Source organism: Mycobacterium kyogaense (assembly GCF_036946525.1).
In the GTDB taxonomy this organism is placed as follows: Bacteria; Actinomycetota; Actinomycetes; order Mycobacteriales; family Mycobacteriaceae; genus Mycobacterium; species Mycobacterium kyogaense_A.
The window spans coordinates 192,362-209,272 of record NZ_JAQIIY010000009.1 but is presented as its reverse complement, the minus strand read 5'-3'; the positions used below and the strand labels follow the sequence as shown (position 1 = coordinate 209,272).

16 protein-coding genes and 1 pseudogene are annotated in these 16,911 nt (G+C 69.2%); 12 read left to right on the top strand and 5 right to left on the bottom strand.

The features are described 5' to 3' along the window. Positions 1-80: 80 nt before the first annotated feature. The 3 genes and pseudogenes from ripC (at position 81) to PGN37_RS08175 (ending at position 3,156) form a co-directional block, all read left to right on the top strand. Positions 81-1,224 (top strand): annotated as a pseudogene (ripC, locus tag PGN37_RS08185) (peptidoglycan hydrolase RipC). Continuing rightward, positions 1,193-2,014, top strand: coding sequence for a peptidase (locus PGN37_RS08180; protein ID WP_335330516.1), 822 nt, complete (start codon positions 1,193-1,195; stop codon positions 2,012-2,014). The pseudogene ripC and the gene PGN37_RS08180 overlap by 32 nt, the downstream one beginning before the upstream one ends. Further along, positions 2,011-3,156, top strand: coding sequence for a glycosyltransferase family 4 protein (locus PGN37_RS08175; protein ID WP_335330515.1), 1,146 nt, complete (start codon positions 2,011-2,013; stop codon positions 3,154-3,156). Before PGN37_RS08180 ends, PGN37_RS08175 begins: the two co-directional genes overlap by 4 nt. Here the strand turns inward: PGN37_RS08175 and PGN37_RS08170 are convergent. Next, on the bottom strand, positions 3,153-4,943 hold the full coding sequence (locus PGN37_RS08170; protein ID WP_335330577.1) for an AMP-dependent synthetase/ligase: 1,791 nt from the start codon (positions 4,941-4,943) through the stop codon (positions 3,153-3,155). The genes PGN37_RS08175 and PGN37_RS08170 overlap by 4 nt on opposite strands. A 95-nt stretch (positions 4,944-5,038) precedes the next feature. Between PGN37_RS08170 and PGN37_RS08165 the strand changes: the two genes are divergently transcribed. The 5 genes from PGN37_RS08165 (at position 5,039) to PGN37_RS08145 (ending at position 8,421) form a co-directional block, all read left to right on the top strand. Beyond that, entirely contained in the window at positions 5,039-5,428 is a 390-nt protein-coding gene (locus PGN37_RS08165; protein WP_335330514.1) for a polyketide cyclase / dehydrase and lipid transport, read from the top strand. A gap of 99 nt (positions 5,429-5,527) precedes the next feature. Next, a complete protein-coding gene (locus PGN37_RS08160; RefSeq protein ID WP_335330513.1) occupies positions 5,528-5,965 on the top strand; it encodes an SRPBCC family protein in 438 nt (145 codons plus the stop codon). Continuing rightward, positions 5,958-7,235: an ArsA family ATPase gene (locus tag PGN37_RS08155; RefSeq protein WP_335330576.1), complete on the top strand. Its 1,278-nt coding sequence runs from the start codon at positions 5,958-5,960 to the stop codon at positions 7,233-7,235. Before PGN37_RS08160 ends, PGN37_RS08155 begins: the two co-directional genes overlap by 8 nt. Continuing rightward, positions 7,232-7,621, top strand: a complete 390-nt coding sequence (locus PGN37_RS08150) for a hypothetical protein (protein ID WP_335330512.1) — start codon at positions 7,232-7,234, stop codon at positions 7,619-7,621. The genes PGN37_RS08155 and PGN37_RS08150 overlap by 4 nt, the downstream gene beginning before the upstream one ends. Before the next feature lie 77 nt (positions 7,622-7,698). Then, on the top strand, positions 7,699-8,421 hold the full coding sequence (locus PGN37_RS08145) for a lysophospholipid acyltransferase family protein (RefSeq protein ID WP_335330511.1): 723 nt from the start codon (positions 7,699-7,701) through the stop codon (positions 8,419-8,421). 52 nt (positions 8,422-8,473) lie between these two features. On the opposite strand, the gene PGN37_RS08140 is transcribed toward PGN37_RS08145, so the two are convergent. Further along, positions 8,474-9,742: a glycosyltransferase 87 family protein gene (locus PGN37_RS08140; protein ID WP_335330575.1), complete on the bottom strand. Its 1,269-nt coding sequence runs from the start codon at positions 9,740-9,742 to the stop codon at positions 8,474-8,476. 96 nt (positions 9,743-9,838) lie between these two features. Between PGN37_RS08140 and PGN37_RS08135 the strand changes: the two genes are divergently transcribed. The 3 genes from PGN37_RS08135 to PGN37_RS08125 are packed head-to-tail and all read left to right on the top strand — an operon-like array spanning position 9,839 to position 12,608. Further along, complete coding sequence (locus PGN37_RS08135; protein WP_335330510.1) at positions 9,839-10,711, top strand: hypothetical protein; 873 nt, start codon at positions 9,839-9,841, stop codon at positions 10,709-10,711. Then, positions 10,711-11,199 (top strand): polyadenylate-specific 3'-exoribonuclease AS, encoded by a 489-nt coding sequence (locus PGN37_RS08130; RefSeq protein WP_335330574.1) that lies wholly within the window; start codon positions 10,711-10,713, stop codon positions 11,197-11,199. Before PGN37_RS08135 ends, PGN37_RS08130 begins: the two co-directional genes overlap by 1 nt. A 20-nt stretch (positions 11,200-11,219) precedes the next feature. Next, a complete protein-coding gene (locus PGN37_RS08125; protein ID WP_335330509.1) occupies positions 11,220-12,608 on the top strand; it encodes a class II 3-deoxy-7-phosphoheptulonate synthase in 1,389 nt (462 codons plus the stop codon). Here PGN37_RS08125 and PGN37_RS08120 read toward each other — a convergent pair. Continuing rightward, entirely contained in the window at positions 12,605-13,810 is a 1,206-nt protein-coding gene (locus PGN37_RS08120) for a protein kinase domain-containing protein (RefSeq protein ID WP_335330508.1), read from the bottom strand. The two genes, PGN37_RS08125 and PGN37_RS08120, sit on opposite strands and share 4 nt — an antisense overlap. 85 nt (positions 13,811-13,895) lie before the next feature. On the opposite strand from PGN37_RS08120, the gene PGN37_RS08115 reads away from it, so the two are divergent. After that, a complete protein-coding gene (locus PGN37_RS08115) occupies positions 13,896-14,300 on the top strand; it encodes an Rv2175c family DNA-binding protein (RefSeq protein WP_335330507.1) in 405 nt (134 codons plus the stop codon). Here PGN37_RS08115 and PGN37_RS08110 read toward each other — a convergent pair. Both PGN37_RS08110 and idsA2 read right to left on the bottom strand, forming a co-directional pair. Further along, entirely contained in the window at positions 14,221-15,777 is a 1,557-nt protein-coding gene (locus PGN37_RS08110; RefSeq protein ID WP_335330506.1) for an alpha-(1->6)-mannopyranosyltransferase A, read from the bottom strand. The two genes, PGN37_RS08115 and PGN37_RS08110, sit on opposite strands and share 80 nt — an antisense overlap. Before the next feature lie 2 nt (positions 15,778-15,779). Continuing rightward, a complete protein-coding gene (gene idsA2 / locus PGN37_RS08105) occupies positions 15,780-16,874 on the bottom strand; it encodes a bifunctional (2E,6E)-farnesyl/geranyl diphosphate synthase (RefSeq protein WP_335330505.1) in 1,095 nt (364 codons plus the stop codon). Positions 16,875-16,911 lie beyond the last annotated feature (37 nt).

Below are 16,911 nucleotides of genomic sequence, written 5' to 3'. Positions count from 1 at the left end.
GGCCGATGCCGTTTCGTAACCTGTCTGAGACCTAAGAGAGTTCAAGACGGCTCGTACGCCAGTTGAAGGACGCATAAATCTTGACGCTCGACCGCGCGCATCGGAGCACCAGCCGTTTCTGGCGACCCGCAATCAGTGCCCTGGCCTCGGTGGCGGTCGTGGGCGCCCTCGCTGTGGGTATCGGCCACGCCGACCCGGCGAGTGACGCGCTGACCAAACTCAACGAGTTGTCGCGCCAGGCCGAGCAGACGACGGAGGCCATGCACTCCGCGCAGCTCGATCTGAACAAGAAGCTGGAGATCCAGCAGGCCGCAGAAGTCAAGCACGCCAACGACGTTGCGGCTGTGGACTCGGCCAAGGCGCAGCTGGCCGACTTCCAGCGCAAGGTCGACGATCTGGCCGCCGCCCAGTACATGGGAGGGCGGCCCTCTGGTTTCCAGGCGATGCTCACCGCGTCCTCGCCGCAGGGCCTCATCGACCAGCTCTCGATCCAGCGCGTGATGGCTCACGAGATGTCGGCGCAGATGTCGCGCTACCTCGAGGTGGGCAAGCAGGCCCAGGACGCCGAGAAGGCATCCGCGGTGTCCGCCTCTGAGGCCAAGACCGCCGCCGAACAGGCCGCCGCCGTGCGCGCCGACCTGCAGTCCAAGCAGAGCCAGCTGCAGGTCCAGATCGCCGTCGTCAAGTCTCAGTACGACGTGCTGACCCCGCCTCAGCGCGAGGCGCTCGCCGCCATGCCCCCGGCCCCGCCCGTCCCGCCCGCTGCGGCGCCACCTGCCCCGCCCGCCCCCGGTCAGGACCCGGCGGTGCTCGCCGCTCCGCCCGCGCCGCCGTTGCCAGGAGTGATCCCGCCCGGCGATGTCGCCCCCGCCCGGATCCCCCGAAGCGACCACCGTGATCCAGGCTGCCCTGAGCCGGATCGGCTCGCCGTACTCCTGGGGCGCTGCCGGTCCGAGCGCCTTCGACTGCTCGGGTCTGGTGATGTGGTCCTTCCAGCAGGCGGGCATCTCGCTGCCACACTCCAGCCAGGCGCTGGCGGCAGGCGGCCAGCCCGTGTCGCGCGACCAGATGCAGCCCGGTGATCTCGTCACCTACTACTCCGATGCCTCACACGTCGGCATCTACATCGGTGACGGCATGATGGTGCATGCGTCCACCTACGGCACGCCGGTGCGAGTCGCTCCGGTGGACAATGCGCCGATCTACAACGTCCGCCGCTACTGATCGGGCCCGCTCGCGGCACCGTCTCGCGGCGCTGCTGGGTGCTGAAGCTCTCTGCGCCGTCCTGGTGATCGGCGGCGCCTATCCCACGGCGCCCACACCGCCCGCTCTGGCGGCTCCGTCGGCATCGGTGGCCTCGGGTGAGCCGACAGCGGATTCGCCCGAGTTGCGCACCCTCACCACCCCGGACGGTCGCAGGGCCCAGCTGATCGACCTCGGCGGCGGCGCGGCGCCGCTGCTCGACCGGATCGCTGCCGAGCTTCCTGCGGCCGAAGGGGCCGTCACCGCGTTCTGGGGTCCACAGTGGCCGAAGGACATCCCGATCGTCGTGGCCGGCTCGCCGGAGCAGTTCGCCGCTCTCGCCGGCGCGGGCCCGGACACCGCCGCCACCACCACCGCCGAACGCATCACGTTCTCCCCGGCGGCCACCGCCATGGATGCCGGCGATCTGCGAATCGTGCTGCGCCATGAGCTCTTTCACTACGCTGCGCGCTCCGGCACGGCCGCTGACGCGCCGGTGTGGCTCACCGAGGGGGTCGCTGACTACGTCGGCCGACCGGCGCCGAGCGGCCGCATCGACGCGCCGACGCGGCTACCCACCGACGCGGAGCTGAGCACCCCGGGCCCCGGCCGGTCGCAGGCCTACGACCGGGCCTGGTCGTTCGCCACGTTCGTCGCGCAGACCTACGGACCGCACCGACTGCGCGAGCTCTACGTCGCGGCGTGCGGCCCCGGCCATCCGGACGCCGCCACCGCGGTGCGCACGGTGCTCGGGATCGACCTGCCCTCATGAGCCGGGTCCTGCTCGTCACCAACGACTATCCGCCGCGTCGCGGAGGCATCCAGTCCTACCTGGAGGCGCTCGTCGACCATCTCGTCGGATCGCCCGGCTCCTCGGTGGAGGCCCTGACGGTGTACGCCCCGACGTGGAAGGGTGCCGAGGATTACGACGCGGTGGCCGCCGCGTCGGGATATCAGGTGGTGCGCCATCCGACGACGCTGATGCTGCCCGAGCCCAGCGTCGCGTGGCGCATGCGCCGCCTCATCTCCGAGCACGACATCGACACCGTCTGGTTCGGCGCGGCCGCACCGCTCGCGCTGCTGGCACCGCTGGCGCGCGCCGCCGGTGCGCGCCGCGTCATCGCCAGCACCCACGGGCACGAGGTCGGCTGGTCGATGCTTCCGTTGGCGCGAACAGCCTTGCGGCGCATAGGGAACGACACCGACGTGGTGACCTACATCAGCGCCTACACCCGGCGCAGGTTCGCCTCGGCGTTCGGTCGCGACGCCGCGCTCGAGCACGTGCCGCCCGGTGTCGACATCGACCGGTTCGCTCCCAACGAGGTGGCTCGCGCCGAACTGCGCGCCCGCTACCACCTCGGTGATCGGCCGGTGGTGGTGTGTGTCTCGCGGCTGGTGCCGCGCAAGGGTCAGGACATGCTGATCCGTGCCCTGCCGTCGATCAGGGACCGGGTGGCCGGCGCCGCGCTGGTGGTCGTCGGCGGCGGGCCGTACCGCACGTCGCTGCAACGGTTGGCCCACGGCTTCGGAGTGGCCGAACACGTGGTGTTCACCGGTGGGGTGCCATCAGAGGAACTGCCCGACCACCATGCGATGGCCGACGTGTTCGCGATGCCGTGCCGCACCCGCGGCGCCGGGCTGGACGTCGAGGGCCTGGGCATCGTGTACCTGGAGGCGTCGGCGACCGGCGTGCCGGTGGTGGCAGGCCGCTCGGGTGGCGCGCCGGAGACGGTGGTCGACGGCGAGACCGGGTTGGTCGTCGACGGCTGGGACGTCGGCGCGATCGCGGCGGCGGTCGGTGATCTGCTCGCCGACCGGACCCGTGCGGCGGCAATGGGTGCAGCCGGACGCACGTGGGCCGTCGAGAACTGGCAGTGGCAGATGCAGGCGGCGCGGCTGGCCCGGTTGCTCTAGTAGAGCGCTTCGATTTCCGCGGCGAACTTCTCGGCGACGACCTTGCGCTTTACCTTCAGCGTCGGGGTGAGCTCACCCGTCTCGACGGTGAAGTCCACCGGCAGGATGCGGAACTTGCGGATCGCCTCGGCCTTGGACACCGCCTGGTTGGCCTTCTTCACCGCAGCGTCGATCTCCGCAGTCAGGTCGGGATCGTCGGCCAGCTCGCCCACCGATGCGCCGGCCGGCTTGCCGTGACTCTGCTTCCACCCTTCGAACGCTTCGGGATCGATCGCGATCAGGGCCGCGATGAACGGCTTCGCATCGCCGACGGCCATCGCCTGGCTGATCAGGGGGTGCGCGCGCAGCTGATCCTCGAGCACCGCGGGCGCGACGTTCTTGCCGCCCGCGGTGACGATGATCTCCTTCTTGCGGCCCACGATCGAGAGGAACCCGTCACTGTCGACGCTGCCGAGATCTCCGGTGTGGAACCACCCGTCGACGATCGCCTCGGCCGTCGCAGTCTCGTTGCGCCAGTATCCGTCGAACACCACACCGCCGCGCACGAGCAGCTCGCCGTCGTCGGCGATCGCCATGCTGTTGCCGGGCAACAACTTTCCGACGGTGCCGACCTTGAGCTGGCCGATCCTGTTGGCGGTGATCGCCGCGCTGGTCTCGGTGAGGCCGTAGCCCTCGTAGATGGTCAGGCCGATCCCGCGGTAGAAGTGGCCGAGCCGCGCGCCCAGCGGTGCGCCACCGGAGATCGATGCGGTGCAGTCCCCGCCCATGGCCGCCCGCAGTTTGCCGTAGACCAGACGATCGAACAATGCGTGCTTGGCGCGCAGCAGCAGGCCTGCACCACCGGTGTCCTGCGCCGTGCTCCACTCGATCGCGGTCTCGGCGGCGCGGGTGAAGATGGCCCCCTTGCCGCTCTCGCGGGCATTGAGTTCGGCTGTGTTGTACACCTTTTCGAACACGCGGGGGACCGACACGATGACCGTTGGTTTGAACAGGCCGAACATCGGCACCAGATTCTTGATGTCGCTGGTGTAGCCGACGGTGACGCCGTTGGCGAAGGCGGTCATCGACAGGGCCCGGGCGAGCACGTGTGCCAGCGGCAGGAACACGAGCAGCCGACCGCCCTTGCGCAGCAGGCTTGGGAAGCACGTGGTGGCGCCGCGGCTCTCGAAGAGCAGGTTGGCGTGGGTGAGCTGGCATCCCTTGGGCCGACCGGTGGTCCCCGAGGTGTAGATCAGCGTGGCGGGATCGCTGGAGACGATGGCGTCGCGGCGGCGATCGACCTCCGCGGCATCGGTGGCCGCGCCCGCGTCGCCCAACTGATCGAGAGCGGACGGCGCGGCGTCGATGGTGAAGACCTTGCGGAGGTCGGGAAGGCCGTCCTGCAGCTCTTTGACCGTCTGGGCGTGCGCGTCGGTCTCCACGAAGGCCAGCACCGCGCCGGAATCCTGGAGGACCCACTGCACCTGGTCCGCCGACGACGTCTCGTAGATGGGCACTGTCACCGCGCCGATCGACAGGATCGCGTAGTCGAGGATCACCCACTCGTAGCGGGTGGCCGACAGCACCGCCACCCGATCCCCGGGCTGTACGCCTTCGGCGATCAAACCCCGTGCCGCAGAACGGATCTGCTCCGCCGCCCGTCGGCACGTCACATCCGTCCACCGGCCGTCGACCAGTCGCTGGAAGATCACGTGGTCGGGGTCGGTGGTTTCGTGCTCGTAGACCACAGCCGCCACGTTGTCGTGTTCGCCGACCGTGAACGATGCCGGTTCGGTGTACTCCCGCACGATGAATGCCCTCTCGCTTGACATGCCGCTATGCCGTGTACAGAGTAGTCGGCCCGACTGGGGCGGCACCGGAGCGTGTGTGAAGGTGGACAGTCATGAACAGCATCCAGATCGCGGACGAGACGTTCGTCGCCGCGGATCCCGCGGCGGTGGGTGCCGCTGTCGCCGACCCGGCGAGCTGGTCCCGCTGGTTTCCGGATCTGCGGCTCACCGTGGTCGAGGACCGCGGCGAGCTGGGCCAGCGCTGGACGGTGACGGGCGCCCTGACGGGTTCCATGGAAATCTGGTTGGAGAAGGTGCTCGACGGGGTGGTGCTGCACTACTTCATGCACGCCGAGCCGTCGGGCGCTGCGGCCCACGAGTTGGCGAAGATGAACCTCGCGAAGATGAATCATCAGCGGCGCGTGGCAGGCAAGGCGATGGCGTTCGAAGTGAAACAGACGCTCGAGGCGGGCCGCCCTGTCGGCGTGTCGCGGTTGGCCTGAGCGATACCGGCTATACCAGGCGCCGGGAGGGTAGATTCGCCGCCAACGGCGGGGGATGTGCAGCTCGGCTCAGCACCGGAAGGACTGGAGAAGGCTTCAGTGGCGGACAAGACGGCTCAGACGATCTACATCGACGCCGACCCCTCGACGGTCATGGACGTCATCGCCGACATCGGTTCCTATCCCGACTGGGTGGCCGAGTACAAAGAGGCTGAGGTCCTCGAGGCCGATGACGAGGGTTATCCGCTGGTGGCCCGGTTGGTGCTCGACGCCGCGGTGCTCAAGGACGCGATGGTGCTGGCTTACACGTGGCCGGCCGATCATGCGTCGGTGACGTGGTCGCTGGTGTCGAGCACGCTGCTCAAGTCGCTCGAAGGTGCATACCGGTTGGCGCCGAAGGGATCCGGGACCGACGTCACCTATGAACTGTCCGTCGATCTGATGATCCCGATGATCGGTCTGCTCAAGCGCAAGGCCGAACGCAGGCTGACCGACACCGCGTTGAAAGATCTGAAGAAACGAGTCGAGGCTGACTGAGGGCACGGACGCCACCCCGCCGTCCGGGACGACGCGGATCAGCCTGTTCGTCGGCAAGGGTGGCGTGGGGAAGTCGACGCTCGCGACGGCGACAGCTGTGCGCGCGGCGCGCTCCGGGCTGCGCGTGCTCATCGTGTCGACCGATCAGGCGCATTCCACCGGTGACGTGCTCGGGGTGACGATCACGCCGACGGGCGAGCGTGCTCCGACCCGTGTGCTGGCTGAGCTCGACACCGCGGCCGGCGGCGGAGGGTCGCTGGACGCGCTGGCATTGGACACGCTGGCGCTGCTGGCGGCGCACTGGCGTGAGACGGCGGTGCTCCTCGCCGGGCGTTTCCCCGAATCGGACATCAGTGACCTTGCGCCAGAGGAACTTTCGGCTCTGCCGGGGGTGCAGGAGGTGCTCGGGCTGCACGAGGTCGCCGAGATGGCCGACTCGGGGAGCTGGGATCTGGTCGTCGTCGACTGCGCCTCGACCGCCGATGCGATGCGCATGCTCACCCTGCCCGCCACGTTCGGGCTGTACTTGGAGCGGGCGTGGCCCCGACATCGCCGTCTTTCCACGTTCGACGATCCCCGGTCGGTGGCCGTGGTGGAGCTGCTCGAGCGCATCGGGGGCGGCACCGACAGGCTCGGCACCATGTTGACCGACTCGGCGCGCGTCAGTGCTCACCTCGTGATGACTCCGGAGCGGGTGGTGGCCGCGGAGGCGGCACGCACGCTGGGTTCGCTGGCGCTGATGGGGGTGCAGGTCGCCGAGCTGATCGTCAATCAGGTTCTGGTGCAGGATGATTCGTTCGAGTATCGCAATCTTCCCGAGCATCCCGCCTTCGACTGGTACGCCGAACGGATCGGGGAGCAGCGGGCGGTGCTCGACGACCTGGACCGGGTGATCGGCGACGTCGCGCTGGTGCTGGTGCCGCACCTGGCCGGGGAACCGATCGGACCCAAGGCGCTCGGCGAGTTGCTCGACAATGCCCGCAGGCGCGACGGCTCGCCTCCGCCGGGCCCGTTGCGTCCGATCGTCGACCGGGAGTCCGGCAGCGGTGTGGAGGCGGTGTACCGGCTGCGGGTGGATCTGCCTCAGGTCGACTCGTCGTCGTTGTCGTTGGGTAGGGTCGATGAAGACCTGATCATCGGTGTCGGCGGGATGCGCCGCCGCGTGCGGCTGGCCTCGGTGCTCAGACGATGCATCGTCGTCGACGCCCAACTCCGCGGCACCGAGCTGACGGTGCGTTTCCGACCCAATCCGGAGGTGTGGCCAGCATGAGCGGCACTCACCCTGATCCGGGCCCGGAATTGAGGGCACTCGCCCAGACGATCCTCGACCGGCTGGAGCCCGCGATCCGACTGGCCGCCGCGCGGGCGGCCAGCGCCCCCGACAACCCCGGCCGCTGCCAGCAGGTGTGGTGCCCGGTCTGTGCGCTCGCGGCGCTGGTGTCCGGGGAGCAGCACCCCCTGCTCTCGGTGGTCGCCGAACACAGTGTCTCGCTGCTGACCATGGTCCGCGCGATCGTCAACGATCAGACCGGTCACGCTGCGGGGACAGCGGCGCCTGCCGCCGCGCCCGAGTCCGCGCCGCCGCCGGACGGCGTTCCGCAGGGCCCCCCGCCGCCCGGCCGGTATCAGCACATCCCGGTCACGGTCGAGGAGTAGGCCTGCGCTGTGGTCGCCGGCACATGGCGTGGGTAAAGTTGGCGCAGAGCGTCGCGGTCGGGTGAACTGGAGGGTCCATGTGGTACTGGCTGTTCAAGTTCGTCTTCATGGGGCCGTTGCTGACCATGCTGGGCCGGCCCAAAGTCGAAGGCTTGGAGCATGTTCCGGCCAACGGCGCGGTGATCCTCGCCAGTAACCATCTGGCAGTCGCGGACAGTTTCTATCTGCCGCTGGTGGTGAACCGGCGTATCACGTTCCTGGCCAAGGCCGAGTACTTCACCGGGACCGGGCTCAAGGGCTGGTTCACCCGCTGGTTCTACACCGTGGCCGGGCAGGTGCCGATCGACCGCACCGACGCCGACAGTGCGCAGAGCGCGCTGACCACCGCCCAGCGCATCGTGAGCCAGGGCAAACTCCTGGGCATGTATCCGGAGGGCACGCGCTCGCCGGACGGCAGGCTCTACAAGGGCAAGACGGGTCTGGCCCGCCTCGCGCTCGAGACCCAGGTCCCCGTGATCCCGGTCGCGATGATCGGCACCGACGTCGTCAATCCGCCCGGCAGCAAGATGTGGCGCTTCGGCCGGGTGACGGTCCGGTTCGGCGCCCCGATGGACTTCTCCCGCTTCGAGGGCCTTGCCGGTAATCGCTTCATCGAGCGTGCCGTCATCGATGAGGTCATGTACGAGCTCATGCAGTTGTCCGGCCAGGAGTACGTCGACCTCTACGCGGCCGACATCAAAGAGGGAAAAGGTGAGGCGGCCAAGCCGCCGACCCGCTTCCCGGAGGCCGCCGCCGGCTAGATCGGTGTCTCACCACACCCAGTGAGAAGCCGTGGCTGCGATCGGCGTCAGATCACAGCCCGGAATGCGCTTCCGCGGCCAGTGGGCTGGTGGCCGCCCGGCTGCGCGGCGGCCCGGCCGTGACGGTCCCGGCGACGACGATCGTCGCCAGCGCCCACCACAGATAGGACGAACCGGCGAGCTGGCGCCACAGCGACGCGGTGGTCTCGCGATGCTCGGGCAGCAGCGTGATCGGTGTCCACACCATCAACGCCAACCCCACCACGAACACCGCCGCCAGGCCGACGTGCCGCAACCGGGCTGCGAGCACGGCCGTCGTCACCATCACCGGCAGCGTCCACACCCAGTGGTGCGACCACGACACCGGCGACACCACCAGGCCGAACATCGCCACGCACATCAACGCAAGCACCGGCTGCCCGGCGCGCAATGCCCGTCGCACCGCCCACACCGTCAGCGCCAGCACCGCGAAGCACAGCACCGTCCACACCACGAAGCGCACGTCTTCGCCGAGCCCGAGCCGGGCCAGCGCGCCCGCAATGTTCTGGTTGGTGTTCAGCGTCGCGGTGCCGATCCGGTCGGTGTTGCGCACGGTCTCGGTCCAGTACTCCCACGAGTCACGCCACGCGAACGCGAAGCCCAGCAGCGTCGCCCCCGCGGTCGAGGCCACGGTCACGAGCAGCGCTCGGGTGTCCCGGCGCAGCAGGAAGTACAGCAGGAACACCGCGGGGGTGAGCTTCAGCGCGATCGCCAGGCCCAGTAGCAACCCTCGGGGCCACGGTGTGCGACGCGGCACGCAATCGGCGATCACCAGCGTCATCAGCACGACGTTGATCTGGCCGAAGTCGAAGTTGGCGCGGATGGGCTCCAGGTAGACCACCGCGGGCGCGACGATCGCGGCGGCGAGAAAGCAACGCCGCAGCCACGCCGGCTGACTGGTGATCTGCGTAGTCGGCCACACGTCGAAGCGGGTCAGCACGATCACCGTCGACACCAGCAGCAGGATCAGCGTGGTCACGGTGATCGCGACGCTGGCCGCCTCCAGGCTCAGCATCGCGAACGGCGAGAACACGACCGCGGCCAGCGGCGGATAGGTGAAGGGCAGGTCGATGCCGCCGCGGGTGTGGAACATCGCCCCGTCGGCGTAGAGGGGCGCACCGTCGAGCCAGGCCCGTCCGCCCATGCGGTAGACGTCGATGTCGATCCGGTAGGGGACGTGGCCCAGCAGCCGCCACCCAACCCCGACCAGCGCGATCGCCGCCAGCAGGCAGAACAGCCGCCAGGCCAGCGCCGGCACCCAACCCGCCCGCAACGTCCTCATGTCGCCGACCAGACTATCGGTGCCCACCGCCGCACCGGCGCGACCCCGGGCCGCGACACGCGCAGGTCGACGGGACTTTTGGCGTACGTTCTCCACGTGCATCCGACGCTGGACTTCGACTTCGGGCTACCCGACGGCATTCCGTACTCGCGGTTGCCGCTGGTGTGTTGCCTGGTCGCGTTCATCCTGACGTTCTTCGTGACCCGCACGATCGTGCGGTACATCCGTAGCCACGCCGACAGCGATGCGCCCCGCAAATGGTGGCAGCCGCGCAACATCTCCGGCGGCGGCGGTCTGCACATCCACCACGTGGTGATCGGTGTGATCCTGGTCATGGTCTCCGGCGTCGCAATGGTCACGCTGGCGGTCGACGGGGGAGTACCCGAGTTCACGGCCGCCTCGATCGTCTTCGGGATCGGCGCGGCACTGGTGCTCGACGAGTTCGCGCTGATCCTGCACCTGTCGGACGTCTACTGGTCCGAAGACGGCCGGGCGTCGGTCGACGCGGTGTTCGTCGCCGTCGCGGTGGCGGGCCTGCTGATTCTCGGTTTCAATCCGTTGTCGTTCTTCGACGTGACGATCTGGCGCGACGATCAGACCGTCGCCGCGCGCGCGATCGTGATCGGCTCGGCGGTGGTCACGTTGCTGCTCGCGGTGATCGTGCTGATGAAGGGGAAGGTGTGGACGGGCTTGGTCGGCATGTTCATCACCCCGCTGCTGCTGGTCGGCGCGCTCCGGCTGTCCCGCCCGCACGCGCCGTGGGCGCGGTGGCGCTACACGAACCGGCCACGCAAGATGCACCGCGCGCTCGAGCGGGAACGCTGGCTGCGCCGGCCGGTCATCCAGGCCAAGCTGTGGCTGCAGGATGCGATCTCGGGCATGCCGAAGTTCCCCGACGACGCCAAGGTCGATCAGGAACTCGACCGCGAGATCCACGCCGCACCGGCGCCCAGCAGGGACGTCGCGTGATGCGGTACTTCTACGACACCGAGTTCATCGACAACGGGCGCACGATCGAGCTGATCTCGATCGGCGTCGCCGCCGAGGACGGTCGCGAGTACTACGCGATCTCCACCGAGTTCGACCCCGAGCGCGCCGGCCGGTGGGTGCGCAAGAACGTGCTGCCCAAGCTCCCGTCCCCGGCGTCGAAGCTGTGGCGGTCCCGGCGTCAGATCCGCTCGGAGCTGGAGGACTTCTTCGGCGTCGACGGTGACGAACCGATCGAGCTGTGGGCCTGGGTGGGCGCCTACGACCACGTGGTGCTGTGTCAGCTGTGGGGTCCGATGACGGATCTGCCGCCGGCGATGCCGCGGTTCACCCGCGAGTTGCGTCAGTACTGGGAGGACGCCGGCAGCCCGCGGATGCCGCCGCGGCCGCGCGACGCCCACGACGCACTGGTCGACGCGAAGCACAACCTGGTCCGGTACCGGCTGATCACCGACGAAAAGCGGTTTTGACCCGCCGTTACCATGGGTGGGTGAACTGGACCGTCGACGTACCCATCGACCAGCTGCCTGCGCTGCCTCCGCTGCCCGAGGATCTGCGTGCGCGCCTGGACGCGGCCCTGGCCCGCGAGGCGCTGCAGCAGCCGAGCTGGGACGCCGGGCAGGCCGCCGCGATGCGCAAAGTGCTGGAGAGTGTGCCCCCGGTGACCGTGCCGTCGGAGGTCGAGAAGCTCAAGGCCCAGCTGGCCGACGTGGCGCGCGGCAAGGCGTTCCTGCTGCAGGGCGGCGACTGCGCCGAGACGTTCGTCGACAACACCGAGCCGCACATCCGGGCCAACATCCGCACGCTGCTGCAGATGGCGGTGGTGCTGACCTACGGCGCGAGCATGCCGGTGGTCAAGGTGGCCCGTATCGCCGGCCAGTACGCCAAGCCGCGCTCGTCGGACACCGACGCGCTGGGTCTGCGGTCCTACCGCGGTGACATGGTCAACGGGTTCGCCCCCGATGCCGCGGTCCGCGAACATGATCCGTCGCGGCTGGTGCGGGCGTACGCCAATGCGAGCGCCGCGATGAATCTGGTGCGGGCGCTGACCTCGTCGGGGATGGCCTCCTTGCACCACGTTCACGAGTGGAATCGCGAGTTCGTCCGCACGTCGCCCGCCGGCGCGCGCTACGAGGCGCTGGCCGGTGAGATCGACCGCGGGTTGCGGTTCATGAGTGCCTGCCGGGTGGACGACCGCAACCTCGACACCGCCGAGATCTTCGCCAGCCACGAGGCGCTGGTGCTCGACTACGAGCGCGCGATGCTGCGGATGGACATCGAGTCGGCGACCGGCCCGAAGCTCTACGACCTGTCCGCGCACTACGTGTGGATCGGTGAGCGCACGCGGGCCCTCGACGGCGCCCACATCGCGTTCGCCGAGGTGATCGCGAACCCGATCGGTATCAAGATCGGGCCTTCGACGTCGCCCGAGCTGGCCGTCGAATACGTCGAGCGGCTGGATCCGAACAACGAGCCGGGCCGGTTGACCCTGGTCAGCCGCATGGGCAACCACAAGGTCCGCGACACGCTGCCGGCGATCATCGAGAAGGTGGAGGCGTCGGGGCATCAGGTGATCTGGCAGTGCGACCCGATGCACGGCAACACCCACGAGTCCTCGACCGGATACAAGACCCGCCACTTCGATCGCATCGTCGACGAGGTGCAGGGCTTCTTCGAGGTGCACCACGCGCTGGGCACGCACCCAGGCGGCATCCACGTCGAGATCACCGGAGAGAACGTCACCGAGTGTCTCGGTGGTGCGCAGGACATTTCGGACACTGACTTGGCGGGCCGCTACGAGACGGCGTGCGATCCGCGACTGAACACGCAGCAGTCTCTGGAGCTGGCGTTCTTGGTCGCGGAGATGCTGCGGGACTAGAGCAGGTTGGGCAGGTTGGTGCCGAGCGTCCAGGCGCCGGCGCCGGCCAGCCCCGCCAGCGTGAGCACCGCGATCACCCAGAACAGCAGCACTCGCCGGGCCCGTTGGCGGGCCCAGTAGAACTCCTCGAGGTCGATCCCGGCGAATCGCCCTGTCAGCGGCCGGTATTCGTCGTCGTCCGGTTCCTGTTCCACAGGCTCGACTGCGGGCGCCTCGTCGCGCTCCATGACCCGGGTGTGCCGTGGGCTCGCGAGGTTCGTCGTCGGCGCGTCGTCGACGGATGCCGACTGGTGCATCGCGGAGTTGCGCGGCGCAGGGACCGTGAACCGGGGTAGTCCCAGTTGTGTCGCGATGACGTCGAGTTCCTCGCCCATCTCGGCGGCGTCGGCGAATCGGCCCGCCGGGTCACGTGTCGTGGCGCACGCCACGAGCTCGTCGAATTGCCGTGGCACACCGGCGATTCGGCTGCTCGGCGGTGGGACGTCGTGGTCCAGTCGCTGGTAGGCCACCGCGAGCGGATTGTCCCCGGTGAACGGTGTGCTGCCGGTGAGCAATTCGTAGACGAGCACACCGGCGGCGTACACGTCGCCGCGGGCGTCGGTGTCGCCGGCGGACACCTGTTCGGGCGCGAGATACGCAGCGGTGCCCAGGATCACGCTCGTCGAGGTGATCTTGGCTTCGGCCAGCGCCCGCACGAGGCCGAAGTCGGCGATCTTGACCTCGCCGTCGTCGCTGATGAGCACGTTCTCCGGTTTGACGTCGCGATGCACGAGTCCGGCGCGGTGGGCCGCAGCCAGGCCGGACAGCACAGGGCGCAGCACCGCGGCCACCGCATGTGGCGGCATCGGGCCACGCTCGCGCAGCAGTTCGCGCAGCGTGCCGCCGTCGACGAGTTCCATCGCCAGGTACGGGGGTTCGCCACCCCGGGCGCCGCCGCCCTGGTCGTACACCGCGACCAGGCCGGGGTCCTTCAGCCGCGCCACCGCGCGGGCTTCACGCTGAAACCGGGTGAGGAAGTGTTCGTCGCCGGCGTAGCGGCTGTCCATCACCTTCAACGCGACCGGGCGGTCCAACCGCAGGTCGACTCCGCGATACACCGCGGACATGCCGCCGGTGGCGATCAGCGCGCCGACTCGGTAGCGCCCGTCCAGCACTGCGCCGGTCAGCCCGCCGGTCGGCTGGAAGGTTTCCATCGGACTCATGGTACGAGCCGCGACGCCGCCGACCCGCCAAGCGGGCATCGCCAGGTGCCCCGAACACAGGGACAGTGGGCCTAGACTCTGTGCGATGAGCAGCATTCCGACTGCCGAGGATGTGTTGTCACCCGACGAGGACGTCTACGACCTGCCCACGGTCGCGCGCCTGTTGAAGGTTCCGGTGAGCAAGGTGCACCAGCATCTGCGGGAGGGTCACCTGGTGGCCGTGCGCCGCGGGCGCGACGTGGTGGTCCCGACGGCCTTCTTCGACGACAAGGGTCACGTGGTCAAGCCGTTGCCGGGGTTGCTCTCGGTGCTGCACGACGGCGGCTACCACGCCACCGAGATCGTGCGGTGGCTGTTCACCCCGGACCCGTCACTGACGATCCGGCGTGACGGCGAGACCGAGGGGCTGGCTAATGCGCGCCCGGTGGACGCGCTGCATTCGCATCAGGCTCGAGAGGTGGTTCGCCGGGCGCAGGCGATGGCGTACTGAGCCCTGCCGGTGCGCGGTGCAGCCAGTACCACGCGCCCACCGCGCAGGCCGTCGCGAGCGCGACATGGAACCACGAGTACATGCCGTGGGCCCCGTCGGGCCGCCAGATCACCGTGATCCACGTCGAGAAGCCTGCGATCAGCGCGATCGCCCGCGGCGACTGGGCCAGTGCCGCCATCACCGCGAGCGGCCAGGTGTAGTACCAGGGCAGCGCCGCTGGGACGAACAGCACCACGATCACCATCAGCGTGGCGATACCCATCAGGTTGTCGCGGTCGGTGCGGCGGTAGCGCCACCACAGCACGGGTGCCGAGATGGCGATGATCCCGATCCCGATGATGCGCAAGATGTCCAGCACGGCATAGAAATTGACGGGGATCACGAGACCGACGACAGCGTTGGCGAAGTTCGCGATGGCCGTGGGGATGGTCAGCCAGTTGATGATCTTCACCGAGCCCGCGAGCGCGGTCAGCCAGCCCAGGCCCACGCCGGCGGCCAGCGAGAGCACGGCGAACACGGCCGCGAACACCACCACGGCTGAGGCGGTGGCGACCAGGAAGGCCTTGACGGCCGAGAAACCGCGCCGCTGCTGCAGGGCACGCGCCCACACCCACACCATGAACGGAAGGGCCAGGCCCGCGGTGGCTTTCACCGCGACGGCGACCCCGATGAGCGTCACACCGGCCACGCACCGACCGCCGAAGCACAGCGCGATCCCGGCCATCATCAGGCCGACCATGAGCATCTCGTTGTGCACGCCGCCCATCAATTGGATGATCACCAGCGGGTTGAGCACGCAGATCCACAGTGCGGCTGCCGTGTTGGCGCCGACGTGGCGGGCCACCCGCGGGACCGCCCAGATGAGGAGGGCGAGGCCGGGCAGCATGCACAGCCGCAGCAGCATCGTGCCGGCGACGACGTCGTTGCCCACGAGCAGTGTGACGAACTTGGCGACGAGGATGAAGGCGGGCCCGTACGGTGCCGTCGTCGTGGTCCAGATCGGACTGACGTTGTCCAGCAACGAGTTCGGATTGTCGATCGGACCGACGAGGTAGGGGTCGAACCCGTCGCGCAGCAGCGCGCCCTGCGCGAGGTAGGAGTAGGTGTCGCGGCTGAACAGCGGCACGCTCAGCAGCAGCGGAGCCAACCAGAAGCCGGTGGTGACCACCATTGTGTAGTGCGTTGCGGTCCGGGCGATCACGTCCCGGCCGAGCCACAGCCAGGCCAGGAGCATGAGCGCGACGCCGCTCCACAGCAGCAGTGACGAGAACACCAGGCCGTGGCCGAATCGCAACCAGGACAGGTGCATCGACTCGAGGACGGGGTCGTGCAGCCGGGTGCTGCCGGCGCCGAGACCGCCGGCGGTGACCAGCAGCGCCCCGAGTGCGCCGATCCAGGCGGGCTTGGCTGCCGGCGACGCCGCGAAGTGGCGGAACCGCTGCAGCGGAGGTGCGGGGGAGAGCGTGGGTGTCGTCATGCCTACGCGGTGCGGTTCGCGGCCAATCTGGCGAGCCCGATCAACCCCGCGCGCGCGTGCGCGTCGATGGGTGCGGAGTCGAGAATGCCGATGGCCGTTGCGGTCATGGTCTCGATGCGATTCTCGACGGCGGCCAGCGCGCCGACGGATTCGATCAGGGCGCGCAGTTCGGTGACCGCGTCGTCGGACAGATCGGTGCCGATGGAGGTGCGCAACAGTTTGGCGGCGACCGGGTCCCGCTCCTCGGCCAGCGCGATGGCCTCGGCCAGCAGCACCGTGCGCTTGCCGGAGCGCAGGTCGTCTCCGGACGGTTTCCCGGTGACCGCCGGATCGCCGAACACGCCGAGCACGTCGTCGCGCAGCTGGAACGCGATCCCGAGACCGGTGCCCACCTCGTGGAAGGCGTCCTGGATCTCGGGGCGGTCCGCGGCGGCCGCGGCGCCGAACTGCAGCGGACGCGAGATGGTGTAGGAGGCCGTCTTGTAGGTGTTGACGGTCAATGCCGCGGCCACTGTGTCGGCGCCGCTGGCCTCGTTGACGATGTCGAGGTACTGCCCGCCGAGCACCTCGGTCCTGATCGCGGCCCACACCCGCTGGACCCGGGCTCGTGCGTCGGCCTCGATGGGCGCCGTGGTGACGATGTCGTCGGCCCACACCAGGGACAGGTCGCCGAGCAGGATCGCTGCCGACAGCCCGAACTGCTCGGGGGAGCCGTGCCAGCGTTGGTCGCGGTGCCGGTCGGAGAAGATCCGGTGCACGGTGGGCAGTCCGCGTCGGGTCGCCGACGCGTCGATCACGTCGTCGTGTACCAGTGCGCACGCGTGCAGGAGTTCCAGCGCGGAGAACAGGCGCAGCACGCCGGCGTCGGGTTCGGTGCCGGCGACGGCGCGCCACCCCCAGTACGCGAACGCCGGGCGCAGCCGCTTGCCGCCGCGCAGCACGAATTCTTCGAGGGCCTCGGTCAGGACCGCGTAGTCGGCGCCGATGTAGGCCGCGTCGCGACGCCGCTCCTGCAGGTAGCCGCGAAGCTGTTCGGTGACGGCCGCGGCCAGCTCGACGGCCGACGGTGCCGCAGTGTCGTTGGCATCAGCATGCACGCTCAGCGGGCGCCCCTTTCTCGCGATCGTCTCGAGT